We start from the raw sequence: 26,597 nt of genomic DNA on the forward strand, positions 1-26,597 counted from the left end.
TTTTCCTATACTCATCCAGGTATACCCTCAGCCTTCAGGTACTGCGCGTGTCCAAGATGATGGTCTTTACGGGGAACGCTAACCCCGATCTGGCTCGGCGTGTCGTACGTCAGCTGCATATCCCTCTCGGTGACATTTCTGTCGGTAAGTTCTCCGACGGCGAAATCACTGCCGAGATCAATGAAAACGTTCGCGGTAAAGACGTCTTCATTATTCAGCCGACTTGCGCTCCGACCAACGATAACCTGATGGAACTCGTCGTGATGGCTGATGCCTTCCGCCGTTCCTCGGCTACTCGTATCACTGCTGTTATTCCCTACTTTGGTTATGCCCGCCAGGATCGCCGTCCGCGTTCCGCGCGTGTGGCTATCAGCGCGAAAGTCGTGGCTGACATGCTCACCGTCGTCGGCATCGATCGTGTCCTCACGGTTGACCTGCATGCTGACCAGATCCAGGGCTTCTTCGATATTCCCGTGGACAACATCTACGGCTCCCCAGTCCTGGTGGATGACATTGAAGATCAGCGCTTCGAGAACCTGATGATCGTGTCCCCGGACATTGGTGGCGTCGTGCGTGCACGGGCAGTTGCCAAATCCCTGGGCGTGGATCTGGGCATCATCGACAAACGCCGTGAGAAAGCCAATCACTCCGAAGTGATGCATATCATCGGTGACGTCGAAGGGCGTACCTGTATCCTGGTTGACGACATGGTCGACACCGCCGGCACCCTGTGCCACGCGGCCAAGGCCCTGAAAGAGCATGGCGCTGCCAAGGTCTTTGCCTACTGCACTCACCCTGTGCTGTCGGGTCGGGCAATCGAAAACATTGAAAATTCCGTGCTGGACGAGCTGGTGGTGACCAACACCATCCCGCTGTCCGCTGCCGCACAAGCCTGTGTACGTATCCGTCAACTGGATATCGCACCGGTGGTTGCCGAGGCGGTTCGCCGCATCAGCAATGAAGAATCGATCAGCGCGATGTTCCGCTAAGGGCCCTGCCCTTACATGACATCCCGTTGACGAAAAGCGCCCCGCCCCAACAATCATGTTGGGGCGGGGCTTTTTTGCCCATCCGCTTTGACGTCGGTCGCAGACGTCACCCGGAATGGCTATTTTGGAGATACAAAATGACTGATTTCATCCTGAACGCCCAAGCGCGTACCGACCTGGGGAAAGGTGCGAGCCGCCGCCTGCGTCGTCTCGCCAGCCAGGTTCCTGCCGTTGTATACGGTGGTGACAAGGCCCCTGAGTCCATCACCATGCTGGCCAAAGAAGTGGCCAAGCTGTTCGAAGACGAGGCTGCTTTCAGCCACGTAATCGAACTGAACGTTGATGGCAAGAAGCAGAACGTCATCGTTAAAGCGATGCAGCGTCACCCGGCCAAGCAGTTCATCATGCACGCCGACTTCATTCGCGTCGTGGCTGGCCAGAAACTGACCGCTACCGTTCCAGTGCACTTCATCAACGAAGCTGCCCCGGTCAAGAAAGGCGGCGAAATCTCGCACGTGACTTCCGAGCTGGAAATTTCCTGCCTGCCGAAAGACCTGCCTGAATTCATCGAAGTCGACCTGGCTGACGCCGAAATCGGCACGATCATTCACCTGTCTGACCTCAAGGCCCCTAAAGGCGTTGAGTTCGTTGCCCTGGCACACGGTGATGACAAGGCTGTTGCCAACGTCCACGCTCCACGTGTTGCTCCAGAAGCTACCGAAGAAGGCGCTGCAGAGTAATTTCACTCTGTCGCCGGAGTGACCGGAAAACATCGCGGACTGGAACGTAGCGAGACAGCGGGCGGGAACGCGAAGTTTACTTAACGGTAGATCCGCATTGTTCGTCCACTGTCGCTAGGTCTGATCGCGACGTTGTCCACACTCCAGGAAGGGCCCCTATCGTGACTGCCATCAAACTGATCGTTGGCCTGGGAAATCCAGGCACCGAATACGAACAGACCCGGCATAACGCAGGGGCCCTTTTTGTTGAGCGCATCGCGCACGCACAAGGCGTCAGCCTGGCGGCCGATCGCAAGTATTTCGGCCTGACCGGGCGCTTCTCGCATCAAGGTCAGGATGTTCGCCTGTTGATTCCCACCACCTACATGAACCGCAGCGGCCAGGCCGTGGCGGCATTGGCTGGTTTCTTCCGCATCAAGCCTGAAGAAATCCTGGTGGCCCACGACGAACTCGACCTGCCTCCGGGCGTTGCCAAGCTCAAGCAGGGCGGCGGCCATGGCGGTCACAACGGGTTGCGCGACATCATCGCGCAGCTGGGTAATCAGAATACCTTTTACCGTCTGCGGCTTGGCATCGGCCACCCGGGCGTAGCCAGCATGGTTTCAAATTTTGTCCTGGGTCGCGCGCCTCGCGCCGAACAGGAAAAACTCGATGCCAGCATCGACTTTGCCCTCGGCGTGCTGCCGGATATTCTCGCCGGTGAATGGAACCGCGCGATGAAAAACCTGCACAGCCAGAAGGCCTGACTCTTACCGAGGGGAAACACCATGGGATTCAATTGCGGCATCGTCGGTCTGCCTAACGTCGGCAAGTCCACCCTGTTCAACGCCCTGACCAAATCCGGTATCGCGGCCGAGAACTTCCCCTTCTGCACCATCGAGCCGAACAGCGGTATCGTGCCGATGCCGGATTCGCGCCTGGACGCACTGGCGGCCATCGTCAACCCCAAGCGCATCCTGCCGACCACCATGGAGTTCGTCGACATCGCGGGCCTCGTTGCCGGCGCCTCGAAAGGCGAAGGCCTGGGCAACAAGTTCCTGGCCAACATCCGTGAAACCGACGCCATCGCCCACGTGGTGCGCTGCTTTGAAGACGAGAACGTGATTCACGTCTCCAACAGCGTCGACCCGAAGCGCGACATCGAGATCATCGACCTGGAACTGATCTTTGCCGACCTCGACAGCTGCGAAAAGCAACTGCAGAAAGTCGCCCGCAACGCCAAGGGTGGCGACAAGGACGCAGTGGTCCAGAAAGGCCTGCTGGAGCAATTGATCGCCCACTTCACCGAAGGCAAGCCTGCGCGCAGCCTGATGAAGAACATGAGCAACGATGAGAAGCTGGTGATCAAGGGCTTCCACCTGCTGACCACCAAGCCGGTCATGTACATCGCCAACGTCGCTGAAGACGGTTTCGAGAACAACCCGCACCTGGACGTGGTCAAGGCCATCGCCGAAGAAGAAGGTGCCATGGTGGTTCCGGTCTGCAACAAGATCGAAGCGGAGATCGCCGAGCTGGACGACGGCGAAGAGAAAGACATGTTCCTCGAGGCCCTGGGCCTGGAAGAGCCTGGCCTGAACCGCGTGATCCGCGCCGGCTATGAAATGCTTCACCTGCAGACCTACTTCACCGCCGGTGTCGAGGAAGTCCGCGCCTGGACAGTGCGCGTCGGCGCCACCGCCCCGCAAGCCGCCGGCGTGATCCACACCGACTTCGAAAAGGGCTTCATCCGTGCCGAGGTGATCGCCTACAACGACTTCATCCAGTACAAGGGTGAAGCCGGTGCCAAGGAAGCCGGTAAATGGCGCCTGGAAGGCAAGGAATACATCGTCAAGGACGGCGACGTGATGCACTTCCGCTTCAACGTCTGACGGTTTGTCGCGTGGCAGCTCCCCACTGCCACGCGACCTCCTCCACGGGCATCAGGACAACAGATGTCCTGGATCGACCTCTGACGCTACCCCGACCAATCCTATCCCGGCATCGGGAGCAAAGATCATGTGATCTTCGTCGAGGCTTTCCCGCCAGTCCCCGGCAAGCCCGATCTGAAACCAGTGACCCTGGGCGTCTGCTTCCACATCCGTCAGGTACGTCCGGTCCAACGCCTCGTTGTAGACCACCTTCAGCGTATTATCCGTACCCTCTCCGAAGCCGGTATAACCCAGCGCCGATACATCGATCCTGTCGTCAACCGTGAAGCCCTCGATCAGGTCGGCAAAGCTCTGGCTGTCAGTACGATAGCTGTCCTCGGTAGAGGTATAGCGAAACACGTCATCGTTCTGATGGTTATCGGTCCACAACGAGATGTCGGCCCTGTCCCCGCCGTTAAGGCGATCGGCGCCCCTGCCACCGATGATGACATCCGCTCCAGCGCCGCCGTTGATACGGTCGTTGCCGTCCAGGCCATGGACGATTTCCGACAAGGCAGTACCGGTGATCGTATCTTTGCCAGACGCTCCCTCTACCGTGGGCGCGGTGAACACCAGGTTGGTGCTGTTCAACTGAGCTACCCAATCGCCGTCCAGGGCCAGTTCGAAGCGTTGCCCGGAGGCATCGGCGTCGTAACTCTTGAGGTAGGTGCGCGTGCCATCTGCGCTGGCCTGGATGGCCAAGGTGCCGTCATGGCCGTCGCCGATTCCGGTGAAGCCCAGGGCAATCAGGTCGATGCGGTCGTGGGAGGCGTCGAAGTCCTGGATTCGATCGCTGCTGTTTTGCGTATCGGTGCGGAAGCTGTCGCTCAGTTCGCTAAAGCGGAAGATGTCGGCGCCAGCGCCACCTTGCAAAACGTCGCGCCCACCGTTGCCTTGAAGCACGTCATCACCGGCCAGGCCATGGATGATTTCGGCGGCATCGGTACCTTGCAGGATTTCCTCGCCGGCGTATCCGTCCACATGGAGCTTGCCGTCCTGGCTGCCGAAGCGGGTGTCTAAACTGCCATCCGCGTTCAAGCGGATGACGCTGAAATCCCCGTTATTCGTGCCGGCAGCGACGATCTTGCCATCGGCTTGTACCGTCAGAGCCACAGGCGTGCCGGCCTCGAAGGTGACCGCGCCATTGGCGCCAAAGGTGTTGTCGAAGGAGCCGTCGACGTTCAGCCGCACCACGGTGGCCAAGGTGTCGCCTTCGCCATGGCCCATCACGACGATCTTGCCGTCCGTTTGCAGGCTGATCACCGAGTCTTCGCCAAACCCCATGGCAGGGCTCAGGTAAAGGACACCGTCGTTGCCGAAATGGGTATCCAACTGACCGTCGGGGTTGAAACGCTGCAGGGCGTATGTCGGCTCCCCTGCATCGGCGGCATTGTACGCAGCCCCGACCACAACGCCTCCATCTGCCTGCACTGCGGTGGAAATCCCGCCGTTGTAGTAGGCGTCTTCGGGAATGGCGACACTCAGCACGCCATTCTCGCCAAAGCCATCGACGAAGGTGCCGTCATTGCCGATCCAGGAAACAGTGGCCTGATCAAACCCGCGGGCGCTGATCTGGAATGTGCCATCCGCATTGGCCGTCAGGTCGATGTCCTTGAACTCATGGCTGATGCCGACGGTGATGACGCCGTTTTGACCAAAAGTAGCATCCCGCGTCCCATCGCTGTTGAAGCGCTCCACCTGTACGCTGGTGTTCTGCGCGACGGCGATAAGCACCTTGCCATCGGGCTGCACGGCCGTCAGCTCATAGCGCGACGCCGGGGCTATCGCGGCGGGTATGATATCGACGCCACCGTCATGGAAGCTGGTGTCCAGGCTACCATCCGCGTTCAGGCGGATAACGGAATGGTTCTGTTCGTAGCCGTAGCTTTCTTCGCCTGGTGCCCCGGGGTAACCCCATGCCAGATATTCGGTATACCCCCCGACCAGTATCTTGCCGTCCGGCTGGATAACGATGCTTTGGTTTTCGTCGGATTGGCCGGTGAGATCGATCTGGACGGTGCCCGGGCCACTTCTCACGGAATGGGTACTTGCCGTCGTGCTATCGGTAGTTGCCATGTCTTAATCCTTTAAGAGGGTGGATCCGTCACTGTAGTAGAGCGGCAAGTCGCTGCCAGCAGCGCACGACGGGCGGCTTCTTGAAGGCATGAAAAAGCCGCGTTGATTCGCGGCTTTTTCATAGGCCCAGGGACTCTGCAGTGGCTCGACACGAGCACTATCCCCGTGGGAGCGAGCCTGCTCGCGATAGCGAAGCAACAGTCGGCATCAATGCCACCTGACCCACCGCTATCGCGAGCAGGCTCGCTCCCACAGGTTCTTCATAACTGGCTAAAACAGGTAGCCAATATAGATCGCCGCCCCACCACCGGCCTGCACGCCAGCGTTCATGCCCGCCATCACCAGGGCCCCTTTGGCCGACTGCACCAGTTGCCGGTTGACGATGCTGGCGGCCATCATGGTCGCGGGGCTGGCGCTCAGCGCCACCGACAACGCCAGCAATTTGGGATCAAGCCCGAACAGCAACGCCGTGGCCGAACCGCCAACCACCAGGCCCGCCCCCACTTCGGTGTACATGCACGGCCCGGTGATGTCGTCGCTGGTCAGGTCACGCTCGACCAGGGCATCGCTGACAAACACCTTGCCGGTACTCGGGAAAGCCTCCGCCGCCGCGGCCCCACCCACGCTCTTGCCTTTGATCTGGATATTGATCTTGCCGAAACGCGGCAGCCGCGCGCCAAATCCGGCTCCAACCCCAACGCCGCCGTAACGGTAGCTGACGTCCTCGCCCTGGGGCGAACGCAAGATGATCGAACCGCCACTGCCCGCCACCATCACCACGGTCAGGCCGCCGCCGCTGGCGGTCTGGTACTGCCAGCGACTTTCGTTGACCGGGATCGGGATGTTGTAACTCATGTTCAAGATCCTTTATGTGAATGAGCCGCACCGCGACCACGCTGACGGATGATTCCCAACAAACCGACAATGGCGAACACCAGGCCGATGCAACCCAATACACCGGAGGTGCCCCACAGTGCGGCCGGGTCATCGACGATGGCGCTGCCCGCCGCCCGTTCGGGCAGGTAATGCACACGCACCGACTGATCCTGCCGATAGCCGAAGATAAAACCGCCCTGCGGGTAGGAAATCTTTTCACCATTGCCGGTGGTAAAGGCAATCTCGGGATGCGAGCCACCGGCATTCAAGCGGCTGACGACGCCATCGGCGGTCTGTGCATGAGCGAGGAATTCGCGTCGATCAAGGGTGAGATGAACGGCAATGCTCAACAGGCCGATACCGATCAGGGCAAACAGCAGTGCCCGCAGTATCTTCCCGATGGATGACGAAGTGTCGTTAGCCATGGAGGGTCTCAGTATTCGTCCATGAAAGAGGGACGTCAGAATAGCAAGAAGCTTTATCCGAGTCCGCTCATTTGCTCGCGGAAGCCATCAATACACCAAAACAGAAAAAGGTGATGCCTGATAACTTGCCGACGATCCCTGCGCCCCTGTTCGTGGAGAGCCAGCCTCTTGCACGGTTGGCCATGAGCGCATAGCCGGTGTGAACCAGTACGACAAGCAAGCCATAGGAAGACACCAGCAGGAAAAACTGACTGTAGTAGCTGTCCCCCGGCTTGATGAACTGCGGGAATACCGCGAGAAAGAAGAAACCCGCCTTGGGATTCAATAGCTGGATCGACAGCGCTTCGCCGAATCGGCGCCACGGACGCGGCGACGTGACGTTGAGTTCCGGGATGAAACGCCTCGTACGCCACATCTTCACCCCAAGGTACAACAGGTACAGTGCGCCGACATATTTGAGAATGGTGAACGCGGTGGATGACGCGGCGAGGATCAACCCGACGCTGGTAGCGGAAATACCCGCCACGACAAACGCCCCCAACGCGATGCCGAAGATACCGGGAAACGAACCGGTCCAGCCATGGCGCAAGGCGTTGGAGATCGTCAGCACCACCCCCGGGCCTGGGCTGAGCACGGTCAGGGTAGCCAGCATCAGAAACAATCCGTAATTAACCATGAAATCACTCCAAAGCAAGTGGTGCCCAGAGTGGTATGAAGGGGCATCGCTGACAAACGCTTTAATTACGCCCCTGATGTGACTAAATTAGACACATGATTGCCGACCTCCCGCCCTTGAACGCCGTGCGTGCTTTCGCCGCTGCCGCTCGCCATCAGAGTTTCAGCCGTGCGGCCGAAGAACTGCATGTCAGCCACAGCGCTGTCAGCCGGCATATCAAGCTGCTCGAAGAACACCTGGGGGTGCTGCTTTTCGAACGTCGCACCCGCCAGTCCGTGCTGACGCCGGCCGGCCAGACGTTTTACGAACAGGTCAGCATGGCCCTTGCACAGATTGCCAACGCCGCGACCGCCCTGACCCGGAGCGCTTCGCGGCGCAAAGTGACGATCAATGTGCGCCCATCCTTCGCTGTACGCTGGCTGATCCCGCGATTGCCGGATTTCATGGCGCAGTATCCGGATATCCACCCTGAAGTAATCACCAGCACCCGGCCACCAGATCTGTCGCGCGAAGCATTCGACGTCGTGATTCGCCGCGGGCAGTCCGGATGGTCAGCCAACGTTCAACCCCATGCGTTGCTGGAAGATCACCTGATACTGGTCGCCGCCCCGTCCTTGCTGCAAAGCCAGCCGCTGGACAACCCCAACGATCTGCTCCAGCACACGCTGCTGACCGGCAGAACCCGCAGCAGCGACTGGCAGGACTGGACCAAGCAGGCAGGCATCGCTCAATTGCGAACCCAACCGACCCTGCAATTCGACCACATGCACCTGGTGTTGCAAGCCGCCGTCGATGGCCTGGGTGTCGCCCTGTGTCCGGCCTCATTGCTGGGCAGGGACTTATCCACAGGGCGGCTGACCTGCCCGTTTCCTTCCTTGCGCCTGCCGCTGATCCGTTATTACTACGGCGTCTCCCAGGACGCAGCGGCTGAGACCCAGGTGTTTATCGACTGGATGCGGTCTCATATCCATCAGGACGCAACAACACCCTCGTCACCCGACGCTCCTGGACCTCTACCACTCGCAGGCTCCAGGTCTGCCAGCGGAGTTCATCGCCAATGACCGGCAAGCGATCCAGCAGGCTCATGACCAATCCCGCGAGTGTCTGGTAATCCTCGGTGGCTTGCGCCTGGAAGCCCGTCTGCTCGCGGATCTGGCTGAGGTTCAGCGCACCGTTGATGAGAAAGCCGCCCTCCTGGGCCACGACATTCGGGCCTTCGATTTCACTGGCATCGGGCAGCTCACCGGCGATGGATTCGAGAATGTCGGTCATGGTGAGCAGTCCCACGAAATCACCGAACTCGTTCACCACAAAAGCGATGTGCGTCGATTCCTTACGCATCTGTTCCAGCGCATTGAGAATCGTGAAACTGTCCAGCAAGTTGATTGCCTTGCGGGCCATGGCTTCCAGATCTGGCTCGTGCCCCGCCAACAGTTCCTTGAGCAGCTCCTTCTTGTGGACGAAACCCAACGGCTCATCGACCTGACCATTGCGAATCAACGGCAACCTGGAGTACGACGAGTGCATCAGCCTCGTTCGGACCACATCTGGAGCCTCGGCCAGATCGAGGTGGTCGATTTCCGCACGCGGGGTCATGACCCCGCGTATCGGGCGTTCCGCCAACTGAAGCACGCCGCTGATCATGACGCGTTCGCGGCGGTCGAATGCCGGTTCGGCTTCATCGCTTGAGAGCATGTCGGCGATCTCTTCACCCACCTCGTCGGCGCCCAACGGCTGGCCGCCCAACAAACGCATCACCGCATGGGCGGTGCGTTGGCGCATGGGACGATGACCCTGCAGGCTCTTCTTGCGGCGCGAGCGAGCCAACTGGTTGAACAGTTCGATCAGGATCGAGAAGCCTATCGCGGCGTAGAGATAACCTTTCGGAATGTGGAAACCCAGGCCCTCCGCGGTGAGGCTGAAACCGATCATCATCAGGAAGCCCAGGCAGAGCATGATGACCGTAGGGTGGCCGTTGACGAATCTGGTCAGCGGCTTGCTCGCGATAATCATCAAGCCGATGGAGAAAATCACCGCGATCATCATGACCGACAGGTGCTCCACCATCCCCACGGCGGTAATAACGGCATCCAGCGAAAACACCGCATCCAGCACCACAATCTGCGCAACGATTGGCCAGAACATCGCGTAGGCCGCGTGACCCGTGCGCTGAGCTACATGCCCTTCGAGTCGCTCATGCAGCTCCATGGTTGCCTTGAACAACAGGAACACACCCCCGAACAACATGATCAGGTCTCGTCCCGAGAACGTCTTGTCGAAGACCTCGAACAACGGCTCGGTCAGGGTCACCATCCACGAGATGCTGGCCAGCAAGCCAAGACGCATCAACAGCGCCAGGGACAGGCCGATGATACGGGCGCGATCCCGCTGCTCTGGAGGAAGTTTGTCGGCCAGTATCGCGATGAAGACAAGGTTGTCGATGCCGAGCACCAGCTCCAGCACGATCAGCGTCAGGAGGCCAAGCCAGGCCGTGGGGTCAACGATCCATTCCATGGCGTTATTCGCCCCCTCGGAAAGAGATCGTCAGATGGATGCAGCGAATGAGAGGAGAAAAGCGACTGGGGGGCTCCATGGGGGTGTTCATATCGACCTGAAAGTAATTTGGGATAAAAATCCTACAGAAATTCCGGATGCTTCATGCGAAACGAATCATTACAGGATCTGACAAGGCGCCTGAGGTGAAGCTGCGCGGTTCGCCCTGAGTCTTCACACTTGATACTTTTTGCGGAAGGGCACGCGGCCAGGCCCAGCACCGTGCCATTTCTTGGTGCAGCAACGATCCCCTTGGCTTTGTTGTTATCCGCCTTGAAAAATGTCCGCTTACAAGGTGATAGCGCAACGCCATGGTCTGAATCTTGCCTTATTTATCGCTATAACGCGGCCCCTTACAAAGGGGACCGAGAATGGGAAGTTTCGCTACAGAGCCCGCGTACAGAGCGAACCAGAGCGAACTTTCGAGGCCTTTTAAAAGAACACCTGTTTCGGCATTTGTGTAGAAACGCACAAAAATAGTGCGAGGGTGTTCAGGGGAGTATGGGCATGCAGGCTTTTCTATCACCGGGCATCGGCTTATTGGGACGTTTCGGCTTCGCCGGTAAATTCCAGCTGTTGTTCCTGCTCTTCATCCTGCCACTCATGGGCAGCCTGTGGATCATCGGTCAGGACTATCGCGATCAGCTCAGTCTGATTTCCGGGGAACGTGCCGGGGTCCGCCAGTTGCTGGCCCTGGACAACCTGGACAACCTGCTCACCGCCCAGCGCAACCGCGCCGCCCGGTGGCGTGCCACGGAAACCAATCGGCAGCCCACGCCTGCCACCATCGCCGCGATGGCGGCTTTCGATGCCGTGCAACCGGCCCTCAACCAGGCTGCCGATGATTTGAACGCCACCTTGCAGGCCGAGGGCGCCGAAGCCGACATCCTCGCCCGCTACCAAGCCTTGCAGACCAGCCTCAAGGGCCTGGACTCGAAAAGCCTGGGCGCCGTGGGCTGGTGGCCGGACGGTTATGACCGTTTCACCGCCGCCCTCAGTTCATTGCAAGCCCTGCGTGAGCAGATCGTGATGGACAATCGCCTGACCCTCGCCTCTTGGCTCGAAACCTATCTGCTGACCCAGATCTCGACCCAGCAGACCCCCGAACTGATCGAACGGGTCGGGCGCCTGGCCAGCGTTGGACAGGCCTCCGTGGTGTCGGGCCAGTTCACCCTGCAGAGCCGCCTGCAGTTGCGGGACCTGCGCAGCCGCATCGGCGACGCCCGGGATCAATTGCTCAAGACTGGCGGGCTCCTGGAAGCACGCCTGCCCAGCGATCTGCAAACCTGGGCCGGTCAATACCAAGGAAGTCTCAAGCATCTGGATGCCGAGCTGAAAGTGCTGGATGAAGGCGTGTTCGGCGGCTCCATCAACCTCAAGCCGGAAGACTTCGAGAAACACCTGGACGCCCTGCTGTCCGATCTGGCCGCCCTGCGCCAGCAATCCCTGGCGGCCCTGGATACACGGTTGAACCACTATCACGCCACGGCGATCCGCCAGTTCACGCTGGTGGCGACGGTACTGGGTTGCCTGCTGTTGGCGGCGCTCTACCTGTTTGTCTGTCTGCAAGCGTCCATTCGTCGTAGCGCCAGCGGCATCACCTTGCTGGCCGAAGCCCTGCGTGACGGCAATCTCAGCTTGCAAGTGCCTGTGCAGGGACACGACGAATTGGCGGCAATCAGCACCGCCCTCAACGTCGCCGTGGTGCAACTGCGCAACAGCCTGCTGGGGGTCGACCATGAGACGTCGCAAGTGAGCAATGCCGTGCGCACCCTCAACACCCATTCCAGCGGCGCCCTGGGCGAAGTCGAAGCCCAACAGATGCAAATCAGCCAGATCGCCGCCGCGGCAACGCAACTGGCCGCAACCTCTCAAGGCGTGGCAAAAAGCTGTGAGCAGGCGTCCGACAGCGCCCAGCAGACCCGGCGCATCGCCGCCGACAGCAGCCGCGACAGCCAACGCACCACCGCGAGCATTCAGCAGCTCAATCAACGCCTCAACGACACCGCCGCCGCATTGGGCCGCGTAAGCGAACAGGGACAACAGATCCAATTGGTGGTCGACACCATCCGTGGCGTGGCCGAGCAGACCAACCTGCTGGCCCTCAACGCTGCCATCGAAGCGGCCCGCGCCGGGGAACAGGGCCGCGGTTTCGCCGTGGTGGCCGATGAGGTCCGCAGCCTGTCGCAGCGTACCCAATCTTCCACCCAGCAGATTGCAGGCACGGTCGACAGCCTGCGCGCTACGGTCAATGAAGCGGTCAGCCTGATGGAAGCCGCTTGCGAGCAAGCACAGACCGACGCGCTGGCCGTCACCAGCCTGGGCGAGCGCCTGGGAGAAATCGCCAGCGCCGTGCAAAGCGTTACCGATACCCTGGCGCAGATCGCCACCGCAGTGGACGAACAGGCCAGTACCGCGGACGAGGTCAGTGGCAATATCCAGCAGGTCGATCAAGCCGCCATGCGCTTGCTGGACGGTGCACGGGCAGTGAACCTGGCAGCGGATACCCTGAGCCAGGGAAGCCAGGCGCTAAGTGCCAATACCGGGAGATTTCAACTCGGTTGAGGGGCATTTGTGGCGAGGAAGGTTAAGCGGTTGAAAGCGCAGAGAAATATTTCAGATTTACGCTTGACACATCCTCGCTACCGGCGAATAATGCGCGCCACTTGGCTACATAGCTCAGTTGGTTAGAGCATAGCATTCATAATGCTGGGGTCCGGGGTTCAAGTCCCTGTGTAGCCACCAAGTACCGATCCATAGATGTCTACAGCAGTCTATGAATCACCTCAAGAAGCCCGCCTAGTGCGGGCTTTCTTGTATCTGGACGTCCACCCCTTTCTACTCGTGCCCCACACATTTTGTATGCCCCGTAATGCTTCAATAATAATTGAACTGGAGGCATACACAGATGAAGCGCCCCGACAAAACGCCGACCTCTCTTTGATACAGCGCTGGCCAACCTAACTCCCGAATCAGGGGCATACCAGGCAATTCAACGCCGACCCTGGTCAAGTGGCTGCACCGAGCGAGCTTTCGACCAGGGACTTCGATCAACGCAGACCAGGCTGTCGGCCCGGCATCGCGTCAAACCATAACCCGTCTCGCGTTTTTCGAATCATCCGGCAGGCCCCAATGGATCAGCGCCGCGCACAGAACGCAGAACGGGGCCAGCGCCAACATGCCCATGTAGGTGTTACCGCTCACATCGTTTATGTAGCCCACCAACAACGGCGCCACCATGCCGCTCAACTGCCCGACGGTATTGATCGCAGCAATCCCGCCGGCAATTGCCAGGCCGGTAAACGCCTGTTGCGGAATCGTCCAGAAAATCGGAATGGCAATAAAAATACCCGCCGTGGCCAGCACCAGAAATGCCGTCAGCAGGATGTATTGTTGATTGAAATAGCAAGCGGCGAAATAGCCGACGGCGCCGACCATCATCGACATCCACAAGTACTTGCGCCGTTCTCCGGAGGCATCCGAGCGTCGGGTGACGATGATCATGCCGATGGCGGCCACCAGATACGGCAGTGCCGTCAGGAGCCCGACCATCAGTTCGCTCTTTATCCCCGATGCGCCGATCAGGTGCGGCATCCAGAAGTTGAGCCCATAGGCGGTCAGTTTGATCATGAAATAGATCACCGACAGCACCGCGACCTGGCGGGTAAAGATCACCTTGAACAGCGAGGCCTGGATCGGCTGCGACTGTTTCTTGTCGTTGTCCAGGTTGTACTGCAGCACATCCTTTTCGTCCTGGGTGAGCCATTTGGCGGACTGAATGTCGCGATCAAGTTTGTACAGCACGATAATCCCCAGCAGAGCACAGGGTAACCCGGACAAGACAAACAGCCAGTGCCATCCGGCGAGTCCGAGAAAGCCATTCATGTATTCGAGGATCAGGCCCGACACCGGCGCACCGAGCACGCCGGCTAGGGGGATCGAAAGAAACCAGATGCCGTTCATGCTCGCCAGATTCTTTTTCGGAAACCAGCACGCCAGATAGAACAACAGCGCCGGGCCAAAACCGGCTTCCATCACCCCGATCAGAAAGCGCAGGAAATACAACGAATATTCATTGTAGGCAAACACCAATGCGGCGGTCGCCAGCCCCCAGGAAATCATGATGCGGCAGATCCAGCTGGGTGCGCCGTAGCGTTTGAGTCCATAGCTGCTGGGCACTTCAAACAGCACGTAACCAAAAAAGAAGATGCTGGCGGCGAACCCGTACGCCGAATCCGACAAGCCGAGTTCGGCCTGCATCTGGGTCTTGGCAAAACTGATATTGATCCGGTCGAAATACGAGAAGAGGAAGCACACCATGGTGAGCGGAAGAATACGCCAGGCAATGCGCCGGTAAAGCATGAGTTCATCAACGCTGGCCGTATCGACCACAGCGCCTTGAATGGCAGTTGTCATGATATTTCTCCTTACTTGTAGTTGTTGGAGATCATTTGTTCCGGCTACGCACGGCAGCCGGTTGCCGCATTAAAAGGTTCTACAGTTCACGCACCACCCTGAAACCGATATTGCTGGTCCGCCCCTCGACCTTGTAGCCGGCGCGGCTCGCCGAGCGGATGAACGCGGGGATATTGCCCCAGGCACCACCCCGGATGACCCCTTGCGTGCATTGCCGCTCTTGCCAGGCGCTGCCGTCCTGCGGTGGATTCCGGTAATCGCTGTGCCAGCAATCGTCGGTCCACTGCCAGACGTTACCGAGCATGTCGAACAACCCGAAATCGTTCGCCGCAAAACTGCCGACAGGAGCGGTGTTCAACCATTGATCCGCTCCCGCAATGAAGCCGCCACAGCGAATTTGCGCAGGGCAATCGTCCGGGCCGTAGTTGGCCTGACTGCGACTGGCGGCCTCACCCCACCAGCGCGCGGTAGACGTGCCAGCACGGGCGGCGTATTCCCACTGCGCCTCGCTGGGCAGTGCGTACCGATGGCCGGTCTTGTTCGAGAGCCATTGGATATAGGCACGCGCATCGCTGAGACTGACGTTGATCACCGGACGCTTGCCGCGCCCCCATCCTTCGTCACTGGGCTTGTAAGCGTTGCAACCGCCATCGTCCAGGCAGGCATCCCATTGCTGGAACGTGACACTGGTAACCGCCATGGCGAAGGGCCTGGCAATGTTCACCGGATGCTGTTGCTCATTGCCGAAGCGCTGTGTCTCGCTCGGCGGTGAACCCATCGCGAAATCACCCGCAGGGATCGGCATCAAGGGTGGACAAGCGTCCTCGCAATCACTGAACGGCTCGCCGGACTGGGGCTTCGCCTGGCTGAGCACGGCCTGCAGGCTTTGCGCTCTGAGGCGGTTCGCCACGCTGACCGGTTGGCGTGTGGCAAGAAACTGGGCGATGTTCGCGACTTCTTCGTCGGTCAAGGATTTGGCCGCGACGTCCATGATCGGCGAAGCTCGCGTGCCGTCGCGAAAAGCGCGTAACTGAGCGTCGAGGTAGCCGGCGAACTGGCCTGCCAGTTTTGGAAATGCACTGTTTTGCGAATCACCGGCCACGCCATGGCACGCCGTACAGGCCGGAATCGCGCGCGCATGATCACCCTCGGCGTAGAGTTTGGCACCGGCTTGCAGGTCGGCCGTGGCGGACAGCGGAGCTACGTGCGCCGAGCAAGCCTGCGGCTGGGCGGCAACCGTTCCACCTGACTGTACGCAAGTGCCTTTGGGCACCATGGTCCACTCGCCCGGGTCGTTGTCGACACTGCTCATGCCGGAGCAGGAGTGAAAACAACGGGTGTCGGCACAGTCGTTATGGCCAGCCTTGGCCACGCCATAACACACCTCGTTTTCGGCGTTTTTCTGTGCGGCGGCATCGGCTTCGCTCGCGGCCGTCGCACCGATTGAGGCCAATGCCGACGCTAACAGAAGATCTTTGAGATTCATCATCAGGGCCGAATTCAGGACATGAACAACTGATGTGGATTGCCGCCCGCAACTCGCTCGCGCGGACGTGCGAGCCATACGTCAGCGCGGTGTTCGTTGTTAGCCTGGGTCAGGTGTGTGAACAGTTTTCCGGCAGCAGGCGACAAATGCCGAGGATCGCGCACGACCACTTTCAAGTGACGCGTGGCCCAATCGTCGCGCAGGTCGAGCGAAACCAGACTCTTCGGCGGCCCGAGGCTTTTGAACACCTGATAAGGAATCAGCCCTACGCCGACCCCGGCCTGGACCATGCGGCATAAAACTTCGAAACTCGGCACCTGCGTTTGAATGTTCAAGGGTTTGCCGGCTTCCAGCGAGCTTTTCATCGCGTGGTTGATAATCCAGTCGTTGCCGTGCAGACCGATGTGATAATTGTCCAGCGACTCTTCAAAACTGATCTGACCGCGCGCTGCCAGCGGATGCTTGTGATGGACAACCATGACCAGGCGATCCTGGCGGTACGGTTCGCAGTACAAATCGTGTGCCACGCCGTTGTCCGCGTACACCCCGATATCGGCCTTGCCCGCCTCTACGGCCTGCAACACGTTAAGGCTGGAATCCTCCTGCAGGTCGACGCAGATCCGCTTGTGGGCGTTGAGAAAATGACTGACATCGTCGGGCACAAACTGGGCGATGGAGGATGGGTTGGCAGCAACCCTGACGCAATCCTGCGCCTGGCGCGCATGTTCCATCAGTGCGGCATGAATCTGTTGCGCGCCTTGTAGCATTTGCCGCGCATGGTCGAGCAAGGTTTCACCGGCTGCGGTGAGCGTCATGCCCTTGGATTTCCTAATGAACAGCGGCAGGCCAATGGCTTGCTCCAGACCGAGCAGTCTTTTGCTCGCGGCCGAAATAGCGATGGACTCGCGTCGAGCACCGCGTGTCAGGTTGCCTTCCTCGCTGATCGAAAGCAGCAGCTTCAGCGTGGTCAGATCCAGGTGGTATAACAAACTGATCGGATACATGCACTTACTCCGTTAAACCTGTGCGCGCCAAAGCACGCAACGGGTATCCATTCCTTTCCCCGATAGCCGCTTGCAGCGCGGTGCCGTGCAGGTCATTCGATGCCCGGGGATCGAACCGAGTGCTCGGTAGCAATCCCCACCGTTAACGCGGTCAGTTGCTGTCGCTTATAGAGTGTTCAGTAGCCATGGGAAGCGTTTGAGATGGTTGTGTTCGAAGGCTTGAATCAGCGCCTGGCGTTGCAATGTCAGAGCGATATCGTCCAGCCCGTTGAGCAGGCAGAATTTGCGGAATGGATCAATCTCGAACGCGATGGAAACGGCGTGCGCATCAGATGTGATGCGCTGCTGTTCAAGGTCGATGGTCAAATGTAAAGGTTCGGTCTGAGTGGCCGCCTCGAACAGCCGATCGATCTGCGCCTCCTCCAGCACAATCGGTAACAGGCCGTTCTTGAAACTGTTGTGGAAGAAGATGTCGGCAAAGCTTGGCGCGATCATCACCCGAAATCCGTATTGCTCGAGCGCCCACGGCGCATGTTCGCGCGACGATCCGCAGCCGAAATTGGCGCGCGTCAACAGGATCGACGCACCTTGGTAACGCGGTTGATTGAGGATGAAATCCGGGTTCAGTGGCCGTTGCTCACAGGCCTGCCCTGGCTCCCCATGATCGAGGTAGCGCCACTCGTCAAACAGATTCTGACCAAAGCCTGTGCGGCGGATCGATTTGAGAAACTGCTTGGGAATGATCGCATCGGTATCGACGTTGGCTCGATCAAAAGGCACAACCAGACCGCGATGTTGGATCAATGGCGTCACAGTCATTTCCTTTTATGGTTATGGGTGTTCAAGCGTGCGGACATCGACGAAACGCCCGGCAATAGCTGCCGCCGCAGCCATCGCGGGGCTGACCAGGTGCGTTCGCCCACCGGGGCCCTGGCGCCCTTCGAAATTGCGATTGGAGGTTGAAGCGCAGCGTTCGCCGCTGCTCAGGCGATCGTCATTCATTGCCATGCACATCGAGCAGCCGGGTTCGCGCCATTGGAATCCGGCGCGAATGAACACTTGGTCCAGACCTTCAAGCTCCGCCTGACTCTTGACCAGCCCGGAGCCCGGAACCACCATCGCCAGCTTGATGTTGGCAGCCAGCGAATGCCCGCGCACAACCGCGGCAGCAGCGCGCAAGTCTTCGATTCGCGAGTTGGTGCAGGAGCCGATGAACACTTTGTCGAGGACGATATCTTTGATCGAAGTCCCGGCTTGCAACCCCATGTACGCCAGCGCCTTGAGCATGCCATCCCGCTTGACCGGATCCGCTTCCTGACTCGGGTCTGGCACCCGGCCACCGACCGGCGCGACCATTTCCGGCGAAGTACCCCACGTCACCTGCGGTTCAATGGTTGTGGCGTCCAGCGTCACCACCTCGTGGAACTGCGCATCCGCGTCCGAGTGCAAGGTTCGCCAGTATTGGACTGCCTGCTCCCATTGCTCGCCGGTGGGTGCCAGCGGCCGGCCTTTGACATAGGCCAGGGTTGTATCGTCGAAGGCAATCAGCCCGGCCCGCGCACCAGCCTCGATCGACATGTTGCAGATCGTCATGCGCCCTTCCATCGACAGCGCTTCGATGGTCGAACCGGCGTACTCGATCGCGCAACCCGTGCCACCGGCTGTGCCGATCTTGCCAATGATTGCCAGAACAATGTCCTTGGCCGTCACGCCGAGCGGCAATTGGCCGTCGACCTGGACTTTCATCGACTTCATTTTCTTCGTCAGCAGGGTCTGGGTGACCAGTACATGCTCGACTTCCGAGGTGCCAATGCCATGTGCCAGACAAGCGAAAGCGCCGTGGGTCGAGGTATGCGAGTCGCCACAGACCACCGTCATGCCGGGCAGCGTCGCGCCTTGTTCCGGGCCGATCACATGTTCGATGCCTTGGCGGGGATCGTTCATCCCGAAGTAGGTGAAGCCATAAGTCTGCGCATTGGCGTCCAGTGTCTGAACCTGCATCCGCGAAAACGAATCACGGATCTTGCCACCGGCGCGATCACTGGTCGGCACGTTGTGATCGGCAACGGCAAGGTTGGATGCAACCCGCCACGGCGTGCGCTCGCTCAGCTTCAGCCCTTCGAAAGCCTGCGGGCTGGAGACTTCGTTGATCAGATGACGATCGATGTAGAGCAGCGCCGTGCCGTCTTCATCGGTGGTCACGGCATGCGCATCCCAGAGCTTTTCGTAGAGGGTTTTGGCTGGCGTGGCGATGGTCATGGGCAAGTCCCGTCGGAGATGTATCCAAATATTAATACCTGGATCCAATCCCAGACGTGACATGTCGAGATGGCTAACGTGCCGATTGGCGAGTGACAGGTGCTTTGCTCAAGACTTCCGCCAGATCCTCAGTGCTTGTTGGTCAGATAATTGACCAACGCTGCCGCGGTGGCAGTCAGGCGATCACGATGGCGAAACACAACCACCAGTTTGCGGATCGACCACGGCTCGACGATCGGCACCACGCGCAGGTCCAGCGCGTTCATATTCAACTCGGCCACCAGTTGCGGAACCACCGCCACCCCGAGTTTGACGTGCACCATCCGGCACAACACATCGAGGCTGCGCACACGAATCTTCACGTCCAGCTCCTCGCCAATGTCCCGGGCGCGCTGCGCCAGCAAAGTCATCAACGAGGTTTCCTCAGACAAACCGACGAAGCTTTCGCGGGCGATATCGTCGAACGTTACAGAGCCGGCTTCGGCCAGGTGGTGGCCACGCGGTACCACCAGCACCAGCCTGTCCGTGCGATACGGCAAGAACTCCAACTCTGCGGTACCGTAATTGGCATTGCAGATACCGATTTCAGCAGTGCCCTCGGTGACGCTGCGCATCACGTGGGCACTGCTGTGTTCATCGACGAGAATTTCCACTTCCGGGAACAAGCGCTTGAACGCCGCCAGGTCCTCCGGAAGAAACTGAACGATGGCCGACAGGTTGGCGGCGATCTGCACACTGCCCTTGGCGCCCGAGGTGAACTGTGAGAGTTCGGCGTTGAGGCTTTCCAGGCTGGCAATCATCGCCTTGGCGTGACGAATGATCATTTCACCGACCGGCGTTACGGAAATGCCGCGCGATTCGCGATGAATGATCGGCAGCCCGACAATCGCCTCGATCTCGGCGATACGCCGGCTGACGGCCGAGGGTGTGATGCACTCGCGTTCGGCGGCGCGGGCGATGTTTTTTTCCTGACAAACCGTCACGAACAAGCGCAACGAAGTGAAGTCCAGTTTTCTGACTAAGTGATTCATGGCCCTCCCTTGGGCGCGACAGACTCTCGACCAACTCCAGACACGCCAACACGAATAGTTCTTGTTTAATGATATTAAACCGCTACTCCAACTGAGTACGAAGTGCGACTTGCCGACATGGAATACACGCTTTTCAACACCATTGGAAGTATCAGCCCACCCCGCACAAGGTCGACCCACTGAAACTCCGCCGCTCGCTCAGAGCACTGAAGCACGTCAACCCGAAGCGATCGTTCTCATTAAGTTGAACACTGTAGAAAATTCGAGAATTGATTTTCACAGCATCGCCGTAGACCATGGAACGCAACTGAATAGCGCCCTATCTACTTGCACTAATAGAAACGCAATCGACTCTATTAGCGCAATTTTGCGAGCCACTATTTGTCCGTGAAAGTTGTTTTACTCGTTCGAAGGAGTGCACGATGCAAACGCAAAATTTCAATTTGCTTTCATTCATCACTGACTATTGCAAGCAAGGACTCAGTGGATCGCAGCCCTATGCGCTGAACAGTGACATCCGCCAGAAAGTCCTCGACGAGTGCCTCCGCCTGAAACGTCTATGCGCTTGCGGCCAACAGGAATCGCGTGAACAACTGCATCGGGTACTGGCCGTCATCTATGACTACCGCTTTTCAGTGCCGGCAATGGAAACAGTCGATATTGATGTCTCTTGTGTATTCGCCGACATCACTACCTTACTTGAACCGGTCATTCTGCAAAGTGAAATCGATATTATCCCGGCGGATATATTCGATCAGATGCCGACTAGCGGCGGCGCTTTTGTAAGTTGGTTCAAACAACTGATAGCTCAACATCCCGCGGGCGCGCACCCATTCTTCCAGAACTATCTTCGAGACTCGGCAAGTGTTGAAGCTTTCAGAACTTTCCTGGCCCAGGAAACCACTCTCGACCCGCGCTTCGACGATATTCTGGCGCTGATGCAAGTGGGCACCGTCGGCGCGGAGAAAATGGAAATCGCCAAGAACTATTTCGACGAGATGGGCAATGGTGATGAGCGAGAGGTGCATACCGTCCTGTTCAGCAAAGCCTTGAAGGCGCTGAATGTCGACGCCGCTTACATCGACAAGGCATTGCTCCCTGAGGCACGGGTGTGCGGCAACCTTTCTGCCTGCCTGGCCCTGAGCCCACGGCATCATTACAAAGCCATCGGTTACTTCGGGGTTACCGAATACCTCGCCCCTCGGCGCTTCAAGAAACTGGTTGCCGGCTGGCGGCGCCTGGGGCTGCCGGAGTTTGGCCTGGCTTACCACGACCTGCACATCCGCATCGACGCAATTCACGGCAAAGGCTGGTTCGACAACGTTATGGAACCGGCGGTCGAACAGGATCCGCGTGTCATCAGGGAAATCCTCTACGGCGCACTGATCCGCCTCAATTCGTCGAACACTTTCCTCGACGCCCTGCTCGCCCACGTGCAACGCCAGGACCGAGTGGCGCAACCGCAGAACGTTCTTTCGATTGCCTGAACCGGCTGAGGGGTACATCCGTGGTTTCTTTGAACAGTCATGACAGACAGCTGCCCGATTCGGTGTCCGATGCCTTCGAACACCTGGCAACGTTCGATCTCGATCACATCGCAGGTTCGCAGTTGGTCGGGGTGGCCCGGGAAGCGTTTCGGCTCGGGGATGTGGACTTCCTGTGCTTCGGCGAAAGCGATCATCCGAGCCCCGTCTGCGCACAAACCGCGCTCAAGCAAGCGCTCGATGCCGGGCACACCCGCTACCCGGACATTCGCGGTGTACCGGCCCTGCGCCAAGGGCTGGCCGACTACCTGAGCGAGCTGCATCAAATGCCAGTCAGTGAGGATCGGATCGCCGTGACCGCCTCGGGCATGGCCGCAATCAACGTCGCCTTCGCTGCGCTGCTGCGCGAAGGCGACACGGCGGTACTGATTTCGCCCGCGTGGCCCAACCCGGGAAATCTCGCGGCGCTCAAAGGCGTGAAGGTGCGCGACGTGCCGCTGTTGCTCGATCAACAAGGGTTCACGCTGAACCTGGAAGCGTTGGAAGCGGCGTTGCCGGGCAGCCGGGTGCTGTTTCTCAATTCGCCCAACAATCCCACCGGCTGGACCGCCAGTGCGCAACAGATGCAGGCAATTCTGGACCTGTGCCGCCGCTACGGGGTGTGGATCGTCAGCGATGAAGTCTATTCACGCCTGATCTATGACGGCCGGCAAGCCGCCCCTTCCATGCTCGACATCGCCACGGCCCAGGATCGTCTGGTGGTGTGCAACAGCTTCAGCAAAGCCTGGGCCATGACCGGGTATCGGGTGGGTTGGCTGGTGGCGCCGCAAGGCCAGCGGGAAAAGCTTGGTGAGCTGATCGAGCTGACTCATTCCGGGGTCGCGCCCTTCGTGCAGATGGCGGCGCTGGCGGCGTTGCAGGATCGGCCATTCGTGGACGGGTTCCGCGATTACTGCGTGACCGGGCGGGCGATCGTGTCCGCCGCGCTGGCCGGTGTTGCAGGCATCCGCTACCACCAGCCAGACGCCGCCCTGTATGCGTTCATCCAACTGGAGGGCGTCAGCGACAGCCTGAGCCTGGCCATGGCGCTGGTACAACAGCATGGCGTCGCCATCGCACCGGGCAGCGCGTTCGGCCCCGCGGGAGAAGGCTTCATTCGTGTGTGTTTTGCCCAGAAACCCGAACTGCTGCGCCATGCCATGGAGCGTCTGGCGCGCGGTTTACAGACAGAACTGGCGAAGCAAGGCCCGGTGCCGAGCCTCGTCGCCGCCAACCCGAGGAGCGTTGCATGCCTTACGTAAATATCAAGATTACCGATGAAGGCGTCACCCGCGAGCAGAAACGCGAGCTGATCGCCGAAGTCACCGCGGTGCTGGAACGCGTGCTGCAGAAAAACCCGCGAAGTACCACGGTGGTCATCGATGAAGTCCATGTCGATAACTGGGGCATGGCTGGTCTGCAAGTGCCGGAGTATCGCGAAACATTCATGAAAAAGCCGTCCGCATAAGGTCGGTCAACGCAAGCAGTAGCCATCTGATTAAATCGTGCGAGGGATAGTCATGTTGACAGTTTGGGGCAGAGAACGTGGTTTGTGCGTCAAGAAGGTGTTGTGGTGCCTTGAAGACCTGAAGCTGGATTTTGAGCGAATCGATGCCGGCCGCCAGTATGGCCGGACCAATGATGAGGAATACCTGCGGCTCAATCGCAATGGTCTGGTGCCGACGCTGATCGATGATGAATTCGTGCTGTGGGAATCCAACGCGATCATGCGCTACCTGGCGCTGCGCTACGGCCCGCCAAGCCTTTACCCGTCCGAACCGAAGCTGCATGCGGACTGCAACCGCTGGCTGGACTGGTCTGTCGGTGCGCTGTGGCCGGATATCGTGCCGCTGTTCACTGCACTGATCCGCACCGCTCCCGAGCGGCGCGACATGAATGCCGTGCGCATTCAATCGACGCGCCTGGCGAAGAACTGGTCGATTGCCGACGAGTACCTGGCCGGCAAGCAATTCATCACCGGCGAGTACTTCACCATCGCCGATATTGCCCTCGGTGTGCTGGCGCAAACCTATGAAACCTTCGAGCTCGACAACAAACCCGACACCCCGCATCTGGACGCCTGGTATCAACGCATCAGCCAGCGCCCGGGCTTCAAGCGCTTTGCCGTGTTACCACCTGAGCCAGACCCGACCGAACACAACTGAATCGATCTTGCTCAAGCCGAGCATCTGAGTTGAAACGGGCAGCCTGCGGGCTGCCCACTGGTCTGAGTGGAGTATCAACATGCGCTACAAGCAACGTCCGGCGGGTTCGAACTGGGGGGATTTCGGTCCTGATGATCAACTCGGGCGGCTGAATCTGTTGACCGCCGAAAAGATCCGTCAAGGTGCCGCCGAGGTTCGTGCCGGCAAATCGTTCTGCCTGAGTCTGCCGCTTGACCTGCCGGGCGGTTCGAAGTGGAACTCGCGTCGCCAGCCACCCGTGCTGAAACCGGTACTGCGCAACAATCGTTCGAACATCGACTACCAACTGAGCCAGGATGATCCGCATCTGACCGATGTGCTGTGCGACCACACCGTGACCCTTTGCACACAGTATTCGACCCAGTGGGACAGCCTTGCGCAAGTCGGCAGCCTGTTCGATATCGACGGTGACGGGCGCTTGCAGAGCTGCTTTTACAATGGTTTCCGCGCCGAGCAGGACATATTTGGCGAGATCGTACGTGAGCCTGATGCCCACGGCGATTTCCCCCCGGCGCCAGCCAGGTTCCTCGGGGTCGAGCACATGGCCGCCACCGGACTGCAAGGCCGGGCGGTACTGATCGACCTGCACAAACATTTTGGCAATGCCAAGCGGCGCGTCGGTTATGCCGAGATCCGTCAGATCATGGAGGACGACAATATTGTGGTCGAGCCTGGCGACATCGTACTGTTCCACACCGGTTTCGCGCAGATGCTGGTGGATATGCAAGGCGATCCGGACGTGCATTTGCTTGAGCACTCGTGCGTCGACCTCAACGGTCGTGACGAAGAGTTGCTACGCTGGATCGACGAAGCGCAGATCAGTGCGATTGCAGCGGATAATCATGCGGTGGAAGCCTTCCCGTCGGAAAAACTCGATCTGCCGCACTACCCGATTCTGCCGCTGCACGAGTTGTGTCTGTTCAAACTGGGCATCCATTTGGGCGAACTCTGGTATCTGACGCCACTCGCCCAATGGCTGCGGGAAAACGGTCGCAGCCGTTTTCTGTTGACCGCGCCGCCCCTGCGCCTGACTGGCGCCGTGGCCTCGCCGGTGACGCCGGTGGCCACGGTCTGAACCCAGCGTCGGCGAGCGCATTGGCATGGCGCAGGCAACGCCCATGCGCTCGATCATTTTTACAGGGATTCATCACATGAGTAGCGTGTACTGGCAACGTAACCTGGCCATCTGTTTCTTCGGCTCATTCATCAATATCGTCGCCATGACGTTGCTGCTGCCTTTTCTGCCGATCTACATCGGGCAACTGGGCGTTGAGGGCCATGCGCAAATCGTCCAGTGGTCGGGCATCGCCTATGGCGCCACGTTCCTTTCCGCGGCTCTGGTGGCGCCGCTGTGGGGGCGTCTGGCCGATCGCTATGGCAGCAAACAAAACCTCATCCGCGCGAGCCTGGGCATGGTTGTGAGCATGGCGCTGATCGGCCTGGCGCAGAATGTCTGGCAGCTGGTTCTGTTGCGGTTTCTGGTGGGACTGGCGGGCGGCTACACGTCCGGGTCCTATGTGATCGTGGCGGCGCAGACCCCCAAGGATCGCTCGGCCTGGGCGCTGGGCACCCTGGCGTCGGGCATCATGGCCGGGAGTCTGGTCGGCCCGTTGATTGGCGGTGCGTTGCCGGCGGTGCTGGATATTCGCAGCATCTTCTTCCTCGCCAGCGCCTGCATTTTTCTGAACTTCCTGGCCACGTGCCTGTTCGTCCGCGAAGAAAAGCGCGTCGCCCCGGCCAGGACGAACGCGGCGCGCGCCCCCGCGACCGACGCCGGTTTATCGAATAATCAGCGCACGGTAGTCTTCTCGATGCTCGCCACGGCGTCCTTGCTGATGGTCGCCAACATGTCCATCGAGCCGATCATCACCGTGTACGTGCAACAACTGGTCGAGGCCGCCGGCAGCGTGACGTTCTACGCCGGTTTGACCATGTCCGCCGCCGCGCTGGGCAGCATCATTTCAGCGCCGCGGCTGGGCAAGATCGCTGACCGGATCGGAGGCCTTAAAGTGGTCGCCGCGAGCCTCGCACTGGCCGGGCTGTTGCTGATTCCACAAGCCTTTGTCAGCGATATATGGCAACTGATTGTCCTGCGTTTCTGCATGGGCCTGGCGCTCGGCGGCTTGCTGCCCTGCGTAACTGCGTTGATCCGGCACAATGTCGATGATCGCTCGGTCGGCCGCATGCTCGGTTACTCGACCTCCGCGCAATACGCCGGACAAGTGCTGGGGCCGGTCGCCGGTGGTTTTTTTGCCGGACATATCGGGATTCGTTCGGTGTTCATCGCCACCTGCGTGCTGCTGCTCGGCTGTGCGCTGTGGATCGGCCAATTGAACGTGCAGCAACGGCGAAAAGCACTTTGCGACAAGCTCCCGGTCGATGTCTGAGGCCTTGCCCGCAGCGCTTGGCGATTCGTCTCCAACCAGCATCGC

23 protein-coding genes and 1 tRNA gene are annotated in these 26,597 nt (G+C 59.4%); 13 read left to right on the forward strand and 11 right to left on the reverse strand.

Features of this window, described 5'->3' with window-relative positions; translation table 11 throughout:
* The first annotated feature begins 47 nt into the window (after positions 1 to 47).
* The 4 genes from LOY35_RS23440 (at position 48) to ychF (ending at position 3,597) form a co-directional block, all read left to right on the forward strand.
* Positions 48 to 989 carry a ribose-phosphate pyrophosphokinase gene (locus LOY35_RS23440; RefSeq protein ID WP_003205529.1) on the forward strand — a complete coding sequence of 314 codons (942 nt, stop codon included), beginning with the start codon at positions 48 to 50 and terminating at the stop codon, positions 987 to 989.
* A gap of 137 nt (positions 990 to 1,126) precedes the next feature.
* Complete coding sequence (locus LOY35_RS23445) at positions 1,127 to 1,729, forward strand: 50S ribosomal protein L25/general stress protein Ctc (protein WP_258627732.1); 603 nt, start codon at positions 1,127 to 1,129, stop codon at positions 1,727 to 1,729.
* A gap of 161 nt (positions 1,730 to 1,890) precedes the next feature.
* A complete protein-coding gene (gene pth / locus LOY35_RS23450; protein ID WP_024778155.1) occupies positions 1,891 to 2,475 on the forward strand; it encodes an aminoacyl-tRNA hydrolase in 585 nt (194 codons plus the stop codon).
* Positions 2,476 to 2,496: 21 nt separating this feature from the next.
* The gene (ychF, locus tag LOY35_RS23455) at positions 2,497 to 3,597 is read left to right on the forward strand and encodes a redox-regulated ATPase YchF (RefSeq protein ID WP_258627734.1); all 1,101 of its coding nucleotides are present in this window, start codon (positions 2,497 to 2,499) and stop codon (positions 3,595 to 3,597) included.
* Positions 3,598 to 3,648: 51 nt separating this feature from the next.
* On the opposite strand, the gene LOY35_RS23460 is transcribed toward ychF, so the two are convergent.
* From LOY35_RS23460 to LOY35_RS23475, 4 genes are all read right to left on the reverse strand, one after another.
* Complete coding sequence (locus LOY35_RS23460; RefSeq protein ID WP_258627735.1) at positions 3,649 to 5,712, reverse strand: calcium-binding protein; 2,064 nt, start codon at positions 5,710 to 5,712, stop codon at positions 3,649 to 3,651.
* A gap of 270 nt (positions 5,713 to 5,982) precedes the next feature.
* Positions 5,983 to 6,567 carry a hypothetical protein gene (locus LOY35_RS23465; protein ID WP_258627737.1) on the reverse strand — a complete coding sequence of 195 codons (585 nt, stop codon included), beginning with the start codon at positions 6,565 to 6,567 and terminating at the stop codon, positions 5,983 to 5,985.
* A 2-nt stretch (positions 6,568 to 6,569) separates the two neighbouring features.
* A complete protein-coding gene (locus tag LOY35_RS23470) occupies positions 6,570 to 7,013 on the reverse strand; it encodes a DUF3592 domain-containing protein (protein ID WP_258627741.1) in 444 nt (147 codons plus the stop codon).
* 67 nt (positions 7,014 to 7,080) lie between these two features.
* Positions 7,081 to 7,689 (reverse strand): LysE family translocator, encoded by a 609-nt coding sequence (locus tag LOY35_RS23475; RefSeq protein WP_258627743.1) that lies wholly within the window; start codon positions 7,687 to 7,689, stop codon positions 7,081 to 7,083.
* A gap of 95 nt (positions 7,690 to 7,784) precedes the next feature.
* On the opposite strand from LOY35_RS23475, the gene gcvA reads away from it, so the two are divergent.
* A complete protein-coding gene (gene gcvA / locus LOY35_RS23480; RefSeq protein ID WP_258627745.1) occupies positions 7,785 to 8,750 on the forward strand; it encodes a transcriptional regulator GcvA in 966 nt (321 codons plus the stop codon).
* On the opposite strand, the gene LOY35_RS23485 is transcribed toward gcvA, so the two are convergent.
* Complete coding sequence (locus tag LOY35_RS23485; protein WP_258627747.1) at positions 8,632 to 10,203, reverse strand: TerC family protein; 1,572 nt, start codon at positions 10,201 to 10,203, stop codon at positions 8,632 to 8,634. The genes gcvA and LOY35_RS23485 overlap by 119 nt on opposite strands.
* A gap of 546 nt (positions 10,204 to 10,749) precedes the next feature.
* Between LOY35_RS23485 and LOY35_RS23490 the strand changes: the two genes are divergently transcribed.
* Both LOY35_RS23490 and LOY35_RS23495 read left to right on the forward strand, forming a co-directional pair.
* Positions 10,750 to 12,807, forward strand: coding sequence for a methyl-accepting chemotaxis protein (locus LOY35_RS23490; RefSeq protein WP_258627749.1), 2,058 nt, complete (start codon positions 10,750 to 10,752; stop codon positions 12,805 to 12,807).
* 103 nt (positions 12,808 to 12,910) lie between these two features.
* Positions 12,911 to 12,987 (forward strand) — tRNA-Met (locus tag LOY35_RS23495).
* A gap of 339 nt (positions 12,988 to 13,326) precedes the next feature.
* On the opposite strand, the gene LOY35_RS23500 is transcribed toward LOY35_RS23495, so the two are convergent.
* The 6 genes from LOY35_RS23500 to LOY35_RS23525 all read right to left on the reverse strand — a co-directional run bounded on the left by LOY35_RS23500 (position 13,327) and on the right by LOY35_RS23525 (position 20,438).
* Complete coding sequence (locus LOY35_RS23500) at positions 13,327 to 14,658, reverse strand: MFS transporter (RefSeq protein WP_258627751.1); 1,332 nt, start codon at positions 14,656 to 14,658, stop codon at positions 13,327 to 13,329.
* A 79-nt stretch (positions 14,659 to 14,737) separates the two neighbouring features.
* The gene (locus LOY35_RS23505) at positions 14,738 to 16,147 is read right to left on the reverse strand and encodes an SUMF1/EgtB/PvdO family nonheme iron enzyme (protein ID WP_258627753.1); all 1,410 of its coding nucleotides are present in this window, start codon (positions 16,145 to 16,147) and stop codon (positions 14,738 to 14,740) included.
* An 11-nt stretch (positions 16,148 to 16,158) separates the two neighbouring features.
* Positions 16,159 to 17,148 (reverse strand): LysR family transcriptional regulator, encoded by a 990-nt coding sequence (locus LOY35_RS23510; RefSeq protein WP_258627754.1) that lies wholly within the window; start codon positions 17,146 to 17,148, stop codon positions 16,159 to 16,161.
* A gap of 165 nt (positions 17,149 to 17,313) precedes the next feature.
* The gene (gene leuD / locus LOY35_RS23515; protein ID WP_258627756.1) at positions 17,314 to 17,961 is read right to left on the reverse strand and encodes a 3-isopropylmalate dehydratase small subunit; all 648 of its coding nucleotides are present in this window, start codon (positions 17,959 to 17,961) and stop codon (positions 17,314 to 17,316) included.
* Between the two features lie 18 nt (positions 17,962 to 17,979).
* Positions 17,980 to 19,407 (reverse strand): 3-isopropylmalate dehydratase large subunit, encoded by a 1,428-nt coding sequence (leuC, locus tag LOY35_RS23520; RefSeq protein ID WP_258627758.1) that lies wholly within the window; start codon positions 19,405 to 19,407, stop codon positions 17,980 to 17,982.
* Between the two features lie 128 nt (positions 19,408 to 19,535).
* A complete protein-coding gene (locus LOY35_RS23525; RefSeq protein ID WP_258627760.1) occupies positions 19,536 to 20,438 on the reverse strand; it encodes a LysR family transcriptional regulator in 903 nt (300 codons plus the stop codon).
* 422 nt (positions 20,439 to 20,860) lie between these two features.
* Between LOY35_RS23525 and LOY35_RS23530 the strand changes: the two genes are divergently transcribed.
* The 6 genes from LOY35_RS23530 to LOY35_RS23555 all read left to right on the forward strand — a co-directional run bounded on the left by LOY35_RS23530 (position 20,861) and on the right by LOY35_RS23555 (position 26,552).
* On the forward strand, positions 20,861 to 21,925 hold the full coding sequence (locus tag LOY35_RS23530) for an iron-containing redox enzyme family protein (protein WP_258627762.1): 1,065 nt from the start codon (positions 20,861 to 20,863) through the stop codon (positions 21,923 to 21,925).
* A 20-nt stretch (positions 21,926 to 21,945) separates the two neighbouring features.
* A complete protein-coding gene (locus tag LOY35_RS23535) occupies positions 21,946 to 23,223 on the forward strand; it encodes a pyridoxal phosphate-dependent aminotransferase (protein WP_258627764.1) in 1,278 nt (425 codons plus the stop codon).
* Positions 23,211 to 23,429 carry a 4-oxalocrotonate tautomerase family protein gene (locus tag LOY35_RS23540; protein WP_258627766.1) on the forward strand — a complete coding sequence of 73 codons (219 nt, stop codon included), beginning with the start codon at positions 23,211 to 23,213 and terminating at the stop codon, positions 23,427 to 23,429. Before LOY35_RS23535 ends, LOY35_RS23540 begins: the two co-directional genes overlap by 13 nt.
* Positions 23,430 to 23,481: 52 nt before the next feature.
* Positions 23,482 to 24,126 carry a glutathione S-transferase family protein gene (locus LOY35_RS23545; protein WP_258627768.1) on the forward strand — a complete coding sequence of 215 codons (645 nt, stop codon included), beginning with the start codon at positions 23,482 to 23,484 and terminating at the stop codon, positions 24,124 to 24,126.
* Positions 24,127 to 24,205: 79 nt separating this feature from the next.
* Positions 24,206 to 25,240 carry a cyclase family protein gene (locus LOY35_RS23550; protein ID WP_258627769.1) on the forward strand — a complete coding sequence of 345 codons (1,035 nt, stop codon included), beginning with the start codon at positions 24,206 to 24,208 and terminating at the stop codon, positions 25,238 to 25,240.
* Between the two features lie 76 nt (positions 25,241 to 25,316).
* Positions 25,317 to 26,552 (forward strand): MFS transporter, encoded by a 1,236-nt coding sequence (locus LOY35_RS23555; RefSeq protein WP_258627771.1) that lies wholly within the window; start codon positions 25,317 to 25,319, stop codon positions 26,550 to 26,552.
* Positions 26,553 to 26,597 lie beyond the last annotated feature (45 nt).

Origin of the sequence: Pseudomonas sp. B21-028, assembly GCF_024749045.1 — a bacterium.
In the GTDB taxonomy this organism is placed as follows: Bacteria; Pseudomonadota; Gammaproteobacteria; order Pseudomonadales; family Pseudomonadaceae; genus Aquipseudomonas.

Coding starts and splice junctions, on each gene's coding strand:
- LOY35_RS23445 (WP_258627732.1), top strand. CDS start 1,127: ATGACTGATTTCATCCTGAACGCCCAAGCGCGTACCGACCTGGGGAAA.
- ychF (WP_258627734.1), top strand. CDS start 2,497: ATGGGATTCAATTGCGGCATCGTCGGTCTGCCTAACGTCGGCAAGTCC.
- LOY35_RS23460 (WP_258627735.1), bottom strand. CDS start 5,712: ATGGCAACTACCGATAGCACGACGGCAAGTACCCATTCCGTGAGAAGT.
- LOY35_RS23465 (WP_258627737.1), bottom strand. CDS start 6,567: ATGAGTTACAACATCCCGATCCCGGTCAACGAAAGTCGCTGGCAGTAC.
- LOY35_RS23470 (WP_258627741.1), bottom strand. CDS start 7,013: ATGGCTAACGACACTTCGTCATCCATCGGGAAGATACTGCGGGCACTG.
- LOY35_RS23475 (WP_258627743.1), bottom strand. CDS start 7,689: ATGGTTAATTACGGATTGTTTCTGATGCTGGCTACCCTGACCGTGCTC.
- gcvA (WP_258627745.1), top strand. CDS start 7,785: ATGATTGCCGACCTCCCGCCCTTGAACGCCGTGCGTGCTTTCGCCGCT.
- LOY35_RS23485 (WP_258627747.1), bottom strand. CDS start 10,203: ATGGAATGGATCGTTGACCCCACGGCCTGGCTTGGCCTCCTGACGCTG.
- LOY35_RS23490 (WP_258627749.1), top strand. CDS start 10,750: ATGCAGGCTTTTCTATCACCGGGCATCGGCTTATTGGGACGTTTCGGC.
- LOY35_RS23500 (WP_258627751.1), bottom strand. CDS start 14,658: ATGACAACTGCCATTCAAGGCGCTGTGGTCGATACGGCCAGCGTTGAT.
- LOY35_RS23505 (WP_258627753.1), bottom strand. CDS start 16,147: ATGATGAATCTCAAAGATCTTCTGTTAGCGTCGGCATTGGCCTCAATC.
- LOY35_RS23510 (WP_258627754.1), bottom strand. CDS start 17,148: ATGTATCCGATCAGTTTGTTATACCACCTGGATCTGACCACGCTGAAG.
- leuC (WP_258627758.1), bottom strand. CDS start 19,407: ATGACCATCGCCACGCCAGCCAAAACCCTCTACGAAAAGCTCTGGGAT.
- LOY35_RS23525 (WP_258627760.1), bottom strand. CDS start 20,438: ATGAATCACTTAGTCAGAAAACTGGACTTCACTTCGTTGCGCTTGTTC.
- LOY35_RS23530 (WP_258627762.1), top strand. CDS start 20,861: ATGCAAACGCAAAATTTCAATTTGCTTTCATTCATCACTGACTATTGC.
- LOY35_RS23540 (WP_258627766.1), top strand. CDS start 23,211: ATGCCTTACGTAAATATCAAGATTACCGATGAAGGCGTCACCCGCGAG.
- LOY35_RS23545 (WP_258627768.1), top strand. CDS start 23,482: ATGTTGACAGTTTGGGGCAGAGAACGTGGTTTGTGCGTCAAGAAGGTG.
- LOY35_RS23550 (WP_258627769.1), top strand. CDS start 24,206: ATGCGCTACAAGCAACGTCCGGCGGGTTCGAACTGGGGGGATTTCGGT.
- LOY35_RS23555 (WP_258627771.1), top strand. CDS start 25,317: ATGAGTAGCGTGTACTGGCAACGTAACCTGGCCATCTGTTTCTTCGGC.